Genomic DNA, 13,471 nt, shown 5'->3' with positions numbered 1-13,471 from the left:
CGTCATGACGGTCGAAACTCGTGCCGGACGGAATCTGGTCACCTGGCTTGGCTTTGCTTGTGTGGCAGCGCTTTTGCTCACGGCGGGCATTTACCTCGTGCTGCGCGATACGGGCGGCACCAAAATCTCGGCCTACTTCGGCAAAACCGTCGGCCTGTACGCCGGTTCGTCGGTGCGAGTGCTGGGCGTGGCGGTCGGCGAGGTCACCGCGGTGACGCCGCAAGGCCAGGCGGTGCGCGTGGACATGAAGGTGAACGACGACGTCCCGGTCCCGAAGGACGTCGGCGCGGTCGTCGTTTCGCCGAGCCTGGTGAGCGACCGGTACGTCCAGCTGACCCCGGCCTACGACAGCGGCCCGACGCTCGCGAGCGGAACCGTGCTGCCGCGCGACAAGACCGCGACGCCCGTCGAACTGGACGACCTCTACGCGAGCCTCGACAAGCTGTCCACCGCGCTCGGACCCAACGGAGCCAACAAAAACGGCGCGTTCTCCGATCTGCTGGACACCGCCGCGGCCAACCTCAAGGGCAACGGCAAGGACCTGAACTCGACCGTCAGCAGGCTCGCCGAACTGGCGGGCACGCTCGACGATTCGAAGGACGACCTGTTCTCCACGGTGAAGAACCTGAACTCCTTCACCTCCGCACTGTCCCAAAGCGACAGTCAGCTGAACGAGTTCTACCAGCGGCTCGCGGACGTCAGCGGCTTCCTCGCCGACGATTCGCACGACGTCGGGGCCGCGCTCGATTCGCTGTCGACGTCGCTGCAGGACGTGAAACAGTTCGTGGCGGACAACAAGAACGGGCTTTCGTCCAATGTGGCCAAACTGGCGTCGCTGACCAAGGTGCTGGTGGACCAGCGGGCCGCGCTCGCCGAGGTGCTCGACATCGCGCCGACCGGGGCGACGAACTTCATCAACACCTACGACGCGGCGTCCGGCACGATCGCGGTGCGGGACAACCTGAACGAGATCACCAATCCGCCGATCCTCACGATCTGCCGATTGATCAGCGCGGGCACGCCGAAACCGCTTCCGGACACGCTCGGCAACATCTGCAAGAAGCTCGCGCCAGTGCTCGACGGCACGTTGAAGCTGCCGTCCATCCCGCAGGCGCTGAACTCGCTGCAGAACGGCCAGCTGCCGCCGTTGCCGCTGCCGCTGTCGGACGTGCTGACGCAGAAACCCGGAGGCGCCAAGTGAAACGCCTCCGCAAACGGCTGGCGGGCGTGCTCGCCGGGGTGCTGGTGCTCGCCGGGTGCAGCGACGGCGGGTTCAACGGGCTGTACTCGACGCCGTTGCCCGGCGGCCCGGACGTCGGCGACCACCCGTACCACGTCACCGCGTTGTTCACCGACGTGCTCGACCTGGTGCCGCAGGCGAACGTGAAGGTGAACGACGTCGCGGTCGGCCGGATCGACCGGATCGCGCTCACCCCGGACACCCGGTCCGCGCTCGTGTCGATGACGGTGAACGGCGACGTCCAGCTGCCCGCCAACGCGCGGGCCGAACTGCGCCAGTCCAGCCTGCTCGGCGAGAAGTTCGTGCAGCTGAGCGCGCCGGCCGCGGAGAAGCCCGCGGGCAAGCTCGCCGACGGGGCGCAGATCCCGCTCGGGCGCACGAACCGCAATCCGGAGATCGAAGAGGTGCTGGGCGCGTTGTCGCTGCTGCTCAACGGCGGCGGCGTCGACCAGTTGCAGAACATCAGCCGCGAACTCAACGACGCGCTGTCGGGCAACGAACCGCAGATGCGCGCGCTGCTGTCCCGAGTGGACGAACTCGCTACCCAGCTCGACGGGCACAAGGGCGAGATCCTGCGCGCCATCGACGGACTGGACAAGCTGTCCACGACGCTCGCCGGGCAGAAGCAGAACATCGCCACCGCGCTGGACAAACTCGCGCCGGGGCTGAAGATCGTCGCCGACCAGCGCGACCAGCTGGTGGGGATGCTGAACGCGCTGAACAAGCTGTCCGGCGTCGCGGTCGACACGGTGAACCGCAGCCGGGACCAGCTCGTCGCTAACCTCAAGGCGCTGGAGCCGACGCTGCGCCAGCTCAGCGCGGCGGGCAAGGATCTGCCGAACGCGCTGCGGATCCTGCTGACCTACCCGTTCCCGGACTACGCGGGCAACGTGATCAAGGGCGACTACGCGAACGTCGACGCGCGGATCAACCTCGATCTCGACAAGCTGGTGCAGAACTTCACGAACTCGTCGCAGCCGCCGTTCCAGCTGCCGACGCCGCCCTCGACCGCGGCCACGCCGCCTGCCGCCGGGCAAGGGACGTCGCAGCTGCCGCAGTTGCCGTTGCCGCTGCCCAACACCCCGGCTACGGGCGGAGCGAAACCGGGCCTGGGCGGGTTGCTCGGCGGTCTGCTGGGAGGCGGCTGATGAACACGCGCAAAGTCCGGATCCAGCTGCTGGTGTTCTTCGCGATCGCCGTCGTTTCGGTGGCCTACGCGGGCGGGCATTACGCCGGTCTCGACCGGATCTTCGGCAACCGCGGCTACCACGTCACGCTCAAACTGCCCGACTCCGGCGGGGTTTTCGTGAACTCCGAGGTCGCTTACCGCGGCGTGACGGTCGGCCGGGTCGGGGCCATGACGCTCACCCCGCAGGGCATCGACGTCCGGCTCGACATCGACTCCGGCGGCCCGGACATCCCGTCCGCGCTGCACGCGCAGGTCGCGAACCGGTCGGCGGTGGGGGAGCAGTTCGTGGACCTGCTGCCGGACCGCGAATCCGGGCCGTACCTGGAGGACGGCGCGGTCATCGCGCAGGATCGCACGTCGCTGCCCGCGACGCCGGATTCCGTGCTGACCCATCTCGACGGCCTGGTCGCGAGCGTCCATCCGGAATCGCTGAAGACGGTGGTGGACGAGACGTACGACGCGTTCGCCGGTTCCGGTCCGCAGCTGCAGAAACTGCTGGACAGCACCAGTTCGCTCACCGCGACGGCCGCCCAGTACGTCCCGGACACGCAGGGGTTGCTGGCGAATTCGCGCACCGTTTTCGCGACCCAGGAGCGGCAGGCGCAGAACATCACGGCGTTCGCGTCCGGGCTGAAGACGATCGCGGGACAGTTGAAGTCGTCGGATCCGGCTGTGCGCAAGGTGATCGACGAGGCTCCGCAGCTGAGCCGCCAGATCAGCGACGTGCTCGCGACGTCCGGGACCGACCTCGGGGTGCTGTTCGCGAACTCGCTCACCACCGCGCAGGTCACCTCGATGCGGAAGGACGCGATCGAGGAGCTGCTGGTGGCTTATCCGGTGATCTCGGCGTTCTCGCCGTCGACCTCGCCGGACGGCACCGGGCATCTGGGCGTGGTGTTCAACTTCTTCGATCCGCATTCGTGCACGAAGGGGTACGAAGGCACGAAACAGCGTCCGGCCAATGACACGAGCGAAGCGCCGGTCAACATGAACGCTTACTGCGCGGAGCCGCCGGGCAGCCCGACCGAGGTGCGCGGTGCGCAGAACGCGCCGTACGCGGGGAAGCCGCCCGCGATTCCGGCCGCGCCCAAGGCTTCCGCGCCTTCGGACCAGGGTTCGCAGCAGCAGCTGCCGGGTCTGCTGGGGCAGCTGACCGCACCGCTGAAGGGCGGGCTCGGGGCGTTGCTGGGCGGTTCGTGATGGCTGAGGAAAGCGAGGAGGTTGTTGCGGAGCAGCCCTTCCTGAATGGACGGGTGCTGACCGTGCTGGCCGTAGTCGCGGTGCTGGCCGCCGCGTGGTTCGGCTGGTCATGGTGGAGCGCGGCGCAGGACGACAGCCTCGCCCGCGGCCGCGCCCGGGACGCGGTGCTGGCCGCCGCGAGCACGGAACTGGTCACGCTGAACACGATCGACTACCGCACGAGCGCGGTCGACGTGGACCGCTGGATCGCCGCGACGACCGGGCAGTACGGCAAAGACCTCTCCGGCGACCGGCAGTTGCAGATCGACCGCGCCAAACGCACCAAAACCGTGTCGACGGCTTCCCTGGTGCAGGCCGCGGTCACCGAACTGAACCCTTCGGCAGGAACCGCGCGGCTGATCGCGGTCCTGAACGTCCGCGTGAGCACCGGCGACGGCGCGCCTTCGGCGAAACAGGCGCGCTTGGCCGTGGACTTCGCGCAAGACGGCGACACGTGGAAGATCGGCGGCGTCCAGGCGGTGGGCTCGTGAACCGGCGGACGATTGCCGCGGCCGTGGCGGCTGTCGCGCTGGCCTGCGCGGTGTGGTTCGGGGTGCAGGCGTCGCTGCTGCAACCCGAGGACGACGAGGCGATGGTCGACACCGAGGCGACGTCGCAGGTCACCGATCAGGTGAGCGCTGCGGTGAAGGCGGTTTTTTCCTACGACTATGCGAACCTGGACCGCACCGCTCGTGCGGCGGCCGATGTCTTGACCGGCTCGGCCGTGGGGCAGTACCAGGCCCAGTTCACCGCGGCCCGTCAGCGCGCGGCGAACGAAAAGCTCGTCCGGACAACCACAGTGCGCGCGATCGGGGTCCGCTCCCTGCACGGCGACGACGCGAGCCTGCTGCTTTTCCTGGACCAGCAAACGATCCTGCCCGGCGGCGGAGCGCCTCAATCGTCGGTCGGCCAGCTTTCTGTGACCGCGCATCGCACCGACGGACAGTGGAAGATCACCGCGCTGGATCCGCTGTGACCGCCCGGCCGAGCAGCCCGCTCACTTCACGTGCGAGAGCCACCGACGCCTCGATCTCGACCTTCCGGATCGACACGCTCTCCACGAGGAACCCGAACGGCATCCCGAGCTTCTGGCAGAAAGCGGCCAGCTCGCGGGCGTTCGCCAGGCACTGCTCGTAGGATTCGGCCAGCGTGTCGTCCGCGTGGCGCAGGGAATTCTCCAGCCAGCGCGGGACGTGGACGCCGAGCCACTTGAGGAACGCCAGCGTTTTCGCCGAACCACAGACCGAGAGGGTGAACAGGACCGGCTTGGGTTCGAGCTGCTGCTCGCGGCAAGCGTAGAAGTAGTCGGAGACCATGCTCTTGGCCGCATCGGCGCTGTAGATCACCTGCGAGATGAAGTACGCGCAGCCGGCCTGCTGTTTGGCGATCAGCCGCAGGTGCTCGTCGGGCCGCTCGGTGATCGCGACGCCGCCGAGCAGCAGGTCGGGGCGCACCTCCCGGCGCAATGCCTGCGCTTCGGACAGCCGGGTGTGCACCTCCTTGCCCTTCGAGGAGGCCCCGACGAAGACGGACAGCACGCGGTCGGTGTCGGCGGTCCGCAGCCAATCGCGCAGCTCGCCCTCGGGGTACTTGCCGACGCACCGGTAGATGACCGCCGGACGGTCCCACCCGCTGAGATAGTCCGCGTGGTAGCTGGCCGGGTCGAGGGTCGGCAGGTAGGGGAACGGCCGCTCCTCGGGGTTGCGGTCGCTCTCGTCGTCGATGTCGTAGAGGGCGAGGCCGTCGACGTCGAGGTCGCTCAGCCGCGCCAGCGTGGCGGCGGTGATCTCCCGGATCCGCTCGGGAGTGTTGCTGAGGCGAGGCGGGGTGATGCCGAACAGCAGGACGCCGCTGCCGGAGTCGGTCAGCTTCGCCCGGAGAGTGTGGTCCGCCATGGCTCGAAAACTAGCAGCGCTCCTCATCCCGCGAAGGGACCGCCTGGTCCGAACACCTGCTTGGCGAACCGTTCCCCGGCCGACCGGTGCGTCGCCGCGTCCGGGTGCAGCGCGTCCGGCAGCGGGTGCTCGGCGAAATCCGCTTCTCCGTACAGCGAAAGCCCGTCCACGCAGGACAACGCCGGATCCTTCCGATCCCGGACGATCCGCGCCAGTTCCTCCCGGATCACCTTCAGCGTCAGCTTCCCCTCCGCGACGGCGGCGGGATCGCCCGTCGCCTTGAAGCGGAGCGTCCCGGTGCTGAAATCCGGTGCTCCCGGACCCGGCGTGTCCTCGTGGATCGGGCACAGCCAGGGCGAGACCACCGCCAGCGGAACGTCCGGATGCCCCTCCCGGATCGTGTCCAGGAACCCGTGCACGGCCGGGCCGAAGGCGCGCAGCCGCATCAGGTCCGCGTTCACCACGTTGATTCCCAGCTTCACGCTGATCAGATCGGCGGGAGTGTCGCGAATGGCCCGCGCGGTGAACGGGTCCAGCAGCGCGCTTCCGCTGAAGCCGAGGTTGATCAGGTCGACCCCGGCGGCAGCGGCGGCCAGCGCGGGCCACGTCTGGGACGGGCCTGCCGCGCCGGTGCCGTGGCTGATCGAGCTGCCGTGGTGCAGCCAGACCCGGCGGGCGGGCGGCAGCGGGGAGATCGGGGCAGTGGTGCGCAACGTGACCAGCCGGGTGGTTTCGTTGTACGGCAACCAGATCTCGACGTCCTTGACACCCGAAGGCAGGTCGGAGAACCGGACCGTGCCGGGCGGGCCGGGGCGGGTTTCGCCCTCGCCGGTCATCATGTCGAGGATCAGTTCGTCGCCGCCCGACACCGTGGCGGAGCCGCCCGGACGCCCGTTCAGCATCAGGTCGTAGCCGCCGTCCGGCAGCGGCGGCACGCCCACGTAGCCGACCTTCGTGCGGTGGGTGTCCAGTTCGATCGCCGTCGACTCGGTGCGGAACGCCAGGCGCACGCCGGACGGCTGGGTCTCCGCCATCGCGAGCCTGCTGTCGGTGTTCTGCGTCCGCGCCCGCGCGGTCAGCCGGTGCGGCAGCAAGCCCCGCGGCGTGCGTTCGAGCTCAAGTGCGCCGCGGACGAACTCTTCGCCGATCTCGGTGGTGATCCACTGCATGCCGCCGAGTGTGCCGTCCGCGGCCGTGCGCCGCCAACGGGATATCAGCCGTCCCAGACCCCGGGGCCCTCGCGCAGCACGGCGACCGGGGCGGCCCCGGCGGACGGCCACAGGTCCAGCACGTACCGGAAATGCTCCCCGAACTCGTGGTCGTGCCATTCCGCGTCCGGCGGGCCGCTCTCCACATAGGACACTCGGACCCGGTACCGCCCTGGCGGCACCGCGATCCGGTGTTCCTGGCGGGCGTAACCGGCGGGACCGGCCAGCGTCGCCTCGCCGCCGGGGACGTCGAGATCGGCTTCCACCACGTGCGACGCGTCCGGCAGCACCGGCGGCGCGGATGCGCCGACCGACACGTCGACCTCGACCCAGTCGGAGCGCGCGGTCGCCACGGAGAGCGACGACGGCTCTACCGCGACGCGGTGCGCGGAGACCGCCTCGTCGGTCCATCCGCCGTCGCCGGGACGCCAGGCGTCCTTGTCCCGCAAGGAGAACTGCCGTTGCTCGGCATGCACCAGGTACCGCACGGGACCCACGCTAGCCCACGAGAGCCGGGGGTCACCCGAACTGGCTTGCGCGAGCGGTTTAGCGTGGTGGTATGACCACAGCTCCTGTCGATGTCGACACTGCCCGTCGCGACTACGCCGCGCTGGTCGAGCGCGGACTGTCCCTGGACATCACCCGCGGCAAGCCGTCGCCCCGGCAGCTCGACCTCTCCGCGGATCTCCTGACGCTGCCGAACGGCCAGTACAAGGCCGAGGACGGCACCGACACCCGCAACTACGGCGGGCTCAAGGGGCTGCCGGAGCTGCGCCGCATCTTCGCCGGCGCGCTGCAGGTGCCGGTCGAGCAGTTGTTCGCCGCGGGCAACTCCAGCCTGGAGCTGATGCACGACACCATCGCGCAGGCGATGCTGAGCACCCTGCCGGGCGCCGCGCGCCGCTGGGCCGACGAGCCCCGGATCGCGATGCTGTGCCCGGTGCCCGGCTACGACCGGCACTTCGCGCTCGCCGAGCGGTTCGGCATCGAGCTGATCCCGGTGCCGATGACCGAGACCGGCCCGGACATGGACGTCGTCGAGCGCCTCGTCGCCGAGGACGCCGCGGTCAAGGGCATCTGGTGCGTGCCGAAGTACTCCAACCCGACCGGCGTCACCTTCAGCGCCGAGGTCGCGGGCCGGCTCGCCGCGATGCCCGCCGCCGCGCCGGACTTCCGGATCATCTGGGACAACGCGTACGCGGTGCACCACCTCACCGAGGACGAGCCGGAGCTGGCCGACATCCTCGCCCTCTGCGCCGAGGCCGGGAACCCGGACCGCGCGTTCGTGTTCGGCTCCACCTCGAAGATCACCTTCGCCGGGGCGGGCGTCGGGTTCTTCGGCGCGTCCGAGGCGAACCTCGCCTGGTGGCAGAGCGTGCTGAGCAAGCGCACCATCGGCCCGGACAAGGTCAACCAGCTGCGCCACGCGATGTTCCTGAAGGACGCCGACGGCGTCCGCGCGCTGATGCGCAAGCACGCCGAGCTGATCGCGCCCAAGTTCGCCGCCGTCGAGCGCATCCTCGCCGAGGAACTGAGCGACCTGGCGACCTGGACCAAGCCGACCGGCGGGTACTTCATCTCGCTGACCGTGCCCGAGGGCACCGCGAAGGAGGTCGTGCGGCTGGCCAAGGAGGCGGGCGTCGCGCTGACCCCCGCCGGGGCCACCCACCCGCACGGCGACGACCCGGCCGACGCGGTCATCCGCATCGCACCGACCTTCCCCGAGCTCGCCGAGGTGGAGGAGGCCGTTCGCGCCCTCGCCGTCTGCGTGCGGCTCGCGGTCGCCCAGCGCGCCTAGATCGACCGGTCTGTGCCGCCGCCACCCGCTACGGTGGCGGCGGCACAGTCGTTTCCAGGGGGGGGCACGATGCGGGTTCTGATCGCGGGCGGCGGAGTCGCGGGCACAGTCACGGCGATGGCCTTGCAACTCGCCGGGCACGAGCCGGTCGTCTACGAGGCGCATCCCAGCGGGGGAGCGGACGCGGGCGCGTTCCTCGTCGTGATGCACAACGGCATGAACGCCTTGCGCGCGATCGACGCCGACCGTCCAGTGATCGAGGCGTCCTTCGCCTCGACCGGCATGGAACTCGTCGGCCCGGACGGAACCACACTCGGCGCGCACGAGTTCGACCGCGAACTCGACGGCCCGCGCACCCTCACTCGCGCCGCGCTTTACCGTGCGCTGCAACAGGAAGCGGAACGCCGCGGCGTCGAGATCGTCCACGGCAAACGCCTCGTCTCCGCTGCGGAGGGCGTCACCGCGACTTTCCAGGACGGCACCACCGCGTCCGGCGATGTGCTCGTCGGCGCGGACGGCCTGCATTCTGTGGTCCGCACGCTCATCGATCCGCAGGCCGAGCCGCCGCGCTTCACCGGCCTCACTGTGGTCTACGGCTACACCCGCGCCGAAGGACTTCCTGCCGCGCAAGGCATCTACCGGATGTTCCGCGGCAGCCGTGCCGCGTTCGGCTACACCACCGACCCCGGCGGCGCGACGTTCTGGTTCGCCCGCGTCCCCGACTCCGAACGCTCGCGGGCCGAGATCGCCGCCGTCCCTCCGGAAGGCTGGCGAGAGTTCGCCCGCGCCGCCTTCGCGGACGACCCGCTGCCGTGCGCCGCGATCGTGGCCGCGACCGGCGACGACGTGCACGGCGGACACTCCTACGACCTGCCGACCACCCGCGTGTGGTCGACGCCGTCGATGGTGCTGGCCGGCGACGCAGCGCACGCAGCGTCCCCGGCGGCCGGACAGGGCGCGTCGATGGCGCTGGAAGACGCCGTGGTCCTCGGCCAGTGCCTGCGCGATCTGCCGGACGCGCCCGCCGCGTTCGCGGCCTACGACCGGCTGCGCCGCGCCCGCGTCGAGAAGCTCGTGGCCGCCAGCGCGGGCAACGACGTCGGCGGCGAGCGAGGATGGGCATACCGGCATCATCTGGACTGGACCGCGCGAATCACAGCGTGAGCGGCTCGCCGACGATACGATCCGCGCATGACTCAAGCCGCGCCACCTCAGCAGTTCCCGATCCTGCTGTCGACCATGAACGATCTGCCCGGGTACCGCGTAGTCCGCGTGTTCGGCGAGGTCTTCGGGCTCACCGTCCGCAGCCGCAACATGTTCTCCAACATCGGTTCCGGGTTCAAGGCGATGGGAGGCGGCGAGCTCAAGGGCCTCACCAAGCTGCTGTCCGACTCGCGCCACGAAGCCCTCTTCCGGCTCTGCCAGGAGGCCATGCAGCACGGGGCCAACGCCGTGCTCGCGCTGCGCTTCGACTGCAACGAGATCGCGGGCACGGCCAGCGAGATCGCCGCGTACGGCACCGCGGTGTACGTGGTCCCGGACGGCGCCCAGCAGCAACAGCAGGCCCCGCAACAGCAGCAGGCCGCCCCGCAGCAGCAGTACGCGCAGGCGCCGCAGCAGCAATACCAGGCTCAGCCGCCGCAGGCCTGAGCCCCGTGCCCGGCTTGCCCGTGCGTCGAGCCGCCCGGCGGCCGTGACGGACGAAAACGGGCCCGCACCGGCAAAAGGTGCGGGCCCGTCTTTTCGCCGGGGTCACTTCCGGTACAGCGCCTCGATGTCGGACGCGTAGTTCTTGTTCACCACGTTCCGCTTCAGCTTCAGACTCGGCGTGATCTCGCCGCCCGCCTCGGTGAAGTCGTTCGCCAGCACGGTGAACTTCTTGATCGACTCCGCGTGCGACACCTGCTTGTTGGCCTCGTCGACCGCCGCCTGGATCTCCGCGCGCAGGTCCGCGTCCTCGGCCAGTTCCGACACCGTCGCCGCTTCCGGCTTGCCGTGCTGGGACTTCCAGGCCGGGAAGTACTCCTCGTCGATCGTCACCAGCGCGGCGATGAACGGCCGCTGGTCGCCGACCACCATCACCTGGCTCACCAGCGGCGCGGCCTTGATGGTGTCCTCGAGCCCGGACGGGGCGACGTTCTTGCCGCCCGCCGTCACGATGATCTCCTTCTTGCGGCCGGTGATCTTGAGGAAGCCTTCCGCGTCCAGCTCGCCGAGGTCGCCGGTGTGGAACCAGCCGTCGGTGAGGGCTTCCGCGCTCGCCTCCGGGTTGTTGTAGTACCGGCCGAACACGACGTCGCCCTTGAGCAGGACCTCGCCGTCTTCCGCGATGCGCACCGAGGTGCCCGCGACCGGACGCCCGACAGTGCCGACGCGGAACGCCGCGCTGGTGTTCACGTTCGCCGCGGCGGACGTTTCGGTGAGGCCGTAGCCCTCGAACACCGGCACGCCGATGCCGCGGAAGAAGTGCGCCAGCCGCGCGCCCAGCGGCGCTCCGCCGGACACCGCGGCGATGCAGCGGCCGCCCAGAGCGGCGCGGAGCTTGCCGTACACCAGCTTGTCGAACACCAGGTGCTTCGCGCGCAGGCCGAGCGAGGCACCGCCCTTTTCTTGCGCCTCGCTGTACGCGACCGCGGTGGCCTCGGCGGCGTCGAAGATCTTGCCCTTGCCGTCGGCGTGTGCCTTCTGCTTCGCGGTGTTGTAGACCTTCTCGAACACGCGCGGCACGGCGACGACGAACGTCGGCCGGAAGGTGCCGAGGTCCGGGACCAGGTTCTTCACGTCCGGCGTGTGGCCGAGGGTGACCCGGGCGGTGAGCGCGGTGATGGCGATCGCGCGGGCGAGGATGTGCGCCAGCGGCAGGAAGCACAGCAGCGAGTTGCCCTGCTCCATCAGCTCCGGGAAGGCCTCGATGTCCGCGCGGATCTCGGCGAGCAGGTTCCGGTGGGTCAGCTCGACGCCCTTGGGCCGGCCGGTGGTGCCCGACGTGTAGACGATGGTGGCCGTCTCGTTCGCGGTGACGCCGCGGCGGCGGGTGTGCAGGTCCTCGTCGGAGACCTCGGCGCCCAGCGCGGTCAGCTCGTCGACCGCGGGGGCGTCGCCCTCGATCTGCCAGGTGTGCTCGAGCGTGCTGAGCCGCCCGCTGATCTCGTCGACCGCTTTCCGGTGCGCGCCGGTCTCCACGACGACGGCCTTGGCCGCGGAATCGGAGAGGATCCAGTACACCTGTTCGGGCGACGACGTTTCGTAGATCGGAACGGTGACCGCGCCCGCGGCCCAGATCGCGAAGTCGACCAGCGTCCACTCGTAGCGGGTCTTCGACATCAGCGCGACGCGGTCGCCGTGCCCGACGCCCGCCGCGATCAGGCCCTTGGCCACGGCCGCGACCTGGTCGGCGAAGTCCTTCGCGGTGACGTCGAGCCAGGTGCCCTCGACCTGCCGCCGGAAGCTGACCACGTCGGAGAACCGCTCCGCGTTCGCCCAGACGACATCGGCCAGGTTCTCGTCGTCGGTCACCGGCTTCCCGGCGGGGGCGCTGTATTCGCGCACGTGGACCTCCGTGTTCGACGCGTGCGGTTACCCGCCAGTCAACTTAGCGTGCCGTAGACCTTAAGACCATGCTGGCACGGGGCGCGCGGCGAGGTCGTGACATCGTGTCCGGGTGCACGAACCGCCAGCTCTCGATCTTGTCGACGAGACCTTCCTCGTCGTGCCCCCGTCGACCGTCGCGGCCGCCTTCGCCGACCCGCGCTCGTGGCGGCGCTACTGGCCCGACCTGGAGTTGCAGGTCTACACCGACCGGGGGGACAAGGGCCTGCGCTGGACCGTCACGGGCGCCTTGATCGGTACCATGGAGGTCTGGCTGGAACCTGTTCTCGACGGCACGGTGCTGCACTACTTCCTCCGGGCCACGCCTGCCGGTCCCGGCGGCGTGCCGCGCGAGCTGAGCCCGCGCGAACTGCGCCGCGAATTCGACCGGCGGGCGCGCGCGGCGAAGGACGTGGCGCTGGGATTGAAGGAGATCCTCGAGGACGGGCGCGAGCCGGGGATTCCGCCCCGGCCCGTCGAGTAGGAGGCTCTTGTGCGGGTTCACGTCGTTTCGGACGTGCACGGCAACGCCGACGCGCTGAAGCGGGCGGGGGACGGGGCGGACGCGCTGGTCGTGCTCGGCGACCTGCTCGACTTCGTCGACTACCACGACCACGACAAAGGCATCATGGGCGTGCTGTTCGGCGCGGAGAAGGTCGGCGAATTCGCCCGCCTGCGCCGCGAAGGCACCAGGGACGAGACGGTCGCCTACTCGCGCACGCTGTGGGCCACCCTGGACGACCCGGCCGCCGCGGTCGACGAGGCGGTCAGGGAGCAGTACTCCACGTTGTTCGCTTCGATGACCGCGCCGACGTACGCGATCCCCGGCAATGTCGACGCGCCGTCGGCGTGGCCGGAGTTCGCCGGCGAGGGCGTGCATCTGGCCGACGGAGAGGTCGTCAGCATCGGCGGCCTGCGGTTCGGTTTCGCCGGCGGTGCGGTGCTGCCGGACGGCGTGCTCCCGCGTCCGCGCAAGGGTGCGGCGTGGCGGCCGTACCTGCGGGCCCGCGAGGAGTTCGACGCGGCGGTTTCGCTGCTGGACGAGGTCGACGTGCTCTGCACGCACATCCCGCCCGCGGTGCCCGAACTGACCTACGACGTGGTCGCCCGCCGCGCCGAACTCGGTTCGCGGGCGCTGCTGGACCTGATCCGGCGGCAGCGTCCGCGCTGGTCCGTCTTCGGGCACGTGCACCAGCCGCTGGCCGCGCGACGCCGGGTCGGGCACACCGAGTGCCGTAACGTGGGTCACTTCAAGGAGACCGGGCAGCCCTACGTGCTGCGCTGGTGACTGTGCTGTCCGGCTACGCTTCGTCC

The 13,471-nt window shown here is 70.0% G+C and carries 14 protein-coding genes; 10 read left to right on the top strand and 4 right to left on the bottom strand.

Going from position 1 to position 13,471, the window contains the following annotated elements:
* Nucleotides 1–4 precede the first annotated feature (4 nt).
* From H4281_RS11165 to H4281_RS11145, 5 genes are read left to right on the top strand one after another with little or no spacing between them, the layout of a single operon-like run.
* Nucleotides 5–1,201, top strand: coding sequence for an MCE family protein (locus H4281_RS11165; RefSeq protein ID WP_182890783.1), 1,197 nt, complete (start codon nt 5–7; stop codon nt 1,199–1,201).
* On the top strand, nt 1,198–2,388 hold the full coding sequence (locus tag H4281_RS11160) for an MCE family protein (protein ID WP_182890782.1): 1,191 nt from the start codon (nt 1,198–1,200) through the stop codon (nt 2,386–2,388). Before H4281_RS11165 ends, H4281_RS11160 begins: the two co-directional genes overlap by 4 nt.
* Nucleotides 2,388–3,629, top strand: a complete 1,242-nt coding sequence (locus tag H4281_RS11155) for an MCE family protein (protein ID WP_182890781.1) — start codon at nt 2,388–2,390, stop codon at nt 3,627–3,629. The genes H4281_RS11160 and H4281_RS11155 overlap by 1 nt, the downstream gene beginning before the upstream one ends.
* Nucleotides 3,629–4,159 (top strand): Rv1363c family protein, encoded by a 531-nt coding sequence (locus H4281_RS11150; protein ID WP_376771848.1) that lies wholly within the window; start codon nt 3,629–3,631, stop codon nt 4,157–4,159. Before H4281_RS11155 ends, H4281_RS11150 begins: the two co-directional genes overlap by 1 nt.
* Nucleotides 4,156–4,644, top strand: a complete 489-nt coding sequence (locus H4281_RS11145) for a hypothetical protein (protein ID WP_237598683.1) — start codon at nt 4,156–4,158, stop codon at nt 4,642–4,644. Before H4281_RS11150 ends, H4281_RS11145 begins: the two co-directional genes overlap by 4 nt.
* On the opposite strand, the gene H4281_RS11140 is transcribed toward H4281_RS11145, so the two are convergent.
* From H4281_RS11140 to H4281_RS11130, 3 genes are read right to left on the bottom strand one after another with little or no spacing between them, the layout of a single operon-like run.
* Complete coding sequence (locus tag H4281_RS11140) at nt 4,622–5,563, bottom strand: methylenetetrahydrofolate reductase (RefSeq protein ID WP_182890780.1); 942 nt, start codon at nt 5,561–5,563, stop codon at nt 4,622–4,624. The genes H4281_RS11145 and H4281_RS11140 overlap by 23 nt on opposite strands.
* A 23-nt stretch (nt 5,564–5,586) precedes the next feature.
* Nucleotides 5,587–6,732: a GDSL-type esterase/lipase family protein gene (locus tag H4281_RS11135; RefSeq protein WP_182890779.1), complete on the bottom strand. Its 1,146-nt coding sequence runs from the start codon at nt 6,730–6,732 to the stop codon at nt 5,587–5,589.
* A gap of 44 nt (nt 6,733–6,776) precedes the next feature.
* Entirely contained in the window at nt 6,777–7,259 is a 483-nt protein-coding gene (locus H4281_RS11130) for a hypothetical protein (protein WP_182890778.1), read from the bottom strand.
* Between the two features lie 71 nt (nt 7,260–7,330).
* Here H4281_RS11130 and H4281_RS11125 point away from each other — a divergent pair, with 71 nt between their 5' ends.
* The 3 genes from H4281_RS11125 (at nt 7,331) to H4281_RS11115 (ending at nt 10,219) form a co-directional block, all read left to right on the top strand.
* Entirely contained in the window at nt 7,331–8,569 is a 1,239-nt protein-coding gene (locus tag H4281_RS11125; protein WP_182890777.1) for an aspartate aminotransferase type Ic, read from the top strand.
* A gap of 69 nt (nt 8,570–8,638) precedes the next feature.
* Entirely contained in the window at nt 8,639–9,733 is a 1,095-nt protein-coding gene (locus tag H4281_RS11120; RefSeq protein ID WP_182890776.1) for an FAD-dependent monooxygenase, read from the top strand.
* 27 nt (nt 9,734–9,760) lie between these two features.
* A complete protein-coding gene (locus tag H4281_RS11115) occupies nt 9,761–10,219 on the top strand; it encodes a YbjQ family protein (protein ID WP_182890775.1) in 459 nt (152 codons plus the stop codon).
* 102 nt (nt 10,220–10,321) lie between these two features.
* Here the strand turns inward: H4281_RS11115 and H4281_RS11110 are convergent, their stop codons facing one another.
* On the bottom strand, nt 10,322–12,118 hold the full coding sequence (locus H4281_RS11110; RefSeq protein WP_182890774.1) for an AMP-dependent synthetase/ligase: 1,797 nt from the start codon (nt 12,116–12,118) through the stop codon (nt 10,322–10,324).
* Between the two features lie 112 nt (nt 12,119–12,230).
* Between H4281_RS11110 and H4281_RS11105 the strand changes: the two genes are divergently transcribed.
* Nucleotides 12,231–12,641 carry a hypothetical protein gene (locus H4281_RS11105; protein WP_037809839.1) on the top strand — a complete coding sequence of 137 codons (411 nt, stop codon included), beginning with the start codon at nt 12,231–12,233 and terminating at the stop codon, nt 12,639–12,641.
* Nucleotides 12,642–12,650: 9 nt separating this feature from the next.
* Nucleotides 12,651–13,445 (top strand): metallophosphoesterase family protein, encoded by a 795-nt coding sequence (locus H4281_RS11100; RefSeq protein ID WP_182890773.1) that lies wholly within the window; start codon nt 12,651–12,653, stop codon nt 13,443–13,445.
* Nucleotides 13,446–13,471: the final 26 nt, after the last annotated feature.

The sequence above is a fragment of the Amycolatopsis dendrobii genome (genome assembly GCF_014145675.1).
Lineage (GTDB): Bacteria > Actinomycetota > Actinomycetes > Mycobacteriales > Pseudonocardiaceae > Amycolatopsis > Amycolatopsis dendrobii.
The sequence above is the reverse complement of the archived record's forward strand: the minus strand, read 5'-3'. Positions and strand labels throughout refer to the sequence as shown.

Coding starts and splice junctions, on each gene's coding strand:
- H4281_RS11165 (WP_182890783.1), top strand. CDS start 5: ATGACGGTCGAAACTCGTGCCGGACGGAATCTGGTCACCTGGCTTGGC.
- H4281_RS11155 (WP_182890781.1), top strand. CDS start 2,388: ATGAACACGCGCAAAGTCCGGATCCAGCTGCTGGTGTTCTTCGCGATC.
- H4281_RS11135 (WP_182890779.1), bottom strand. CDS start 6,732: ATGCAGTGGATCACCACCGAGATCGGCGAAGAGTTCGTCCGCGGCGCA.
- H4281_RS11120 (WP_182890776.1), top strand. CDS start 8,639: ATGCGGGTTCTGATCGCGGGCGGCGGAGTCGCGGGCACAGTCACGGCG.
- H4281_RS11140 (WP_182890780.1), bottom strand. CDS start 5,563: ATGGCGGACCACACTCTCCGGGCGAAGCTGACCGACTCCGGCAGCGGC.
- H4281_RS11125 (WP_182890777.1), top strand. CDS start 7,331: ATGACCACAGCTCCTGTCGATGTCGACACTGCCCGTCGCGACTACGCC.
- H4281_RS11150 (WP_376771848.1), top strand. CDS start 3,629: ATGGCTGAGGAAAGCGAGGAGGTTGTTGCGGAGCAGCCCTTCCTGAAT.
- H4281_RS11115 (WP_182890775.1), top strand. CDS start 9,761: ATGACTCAAGCCGCGCCACCTCAGCAGTTCCCGATCCTGCTGTCGACC.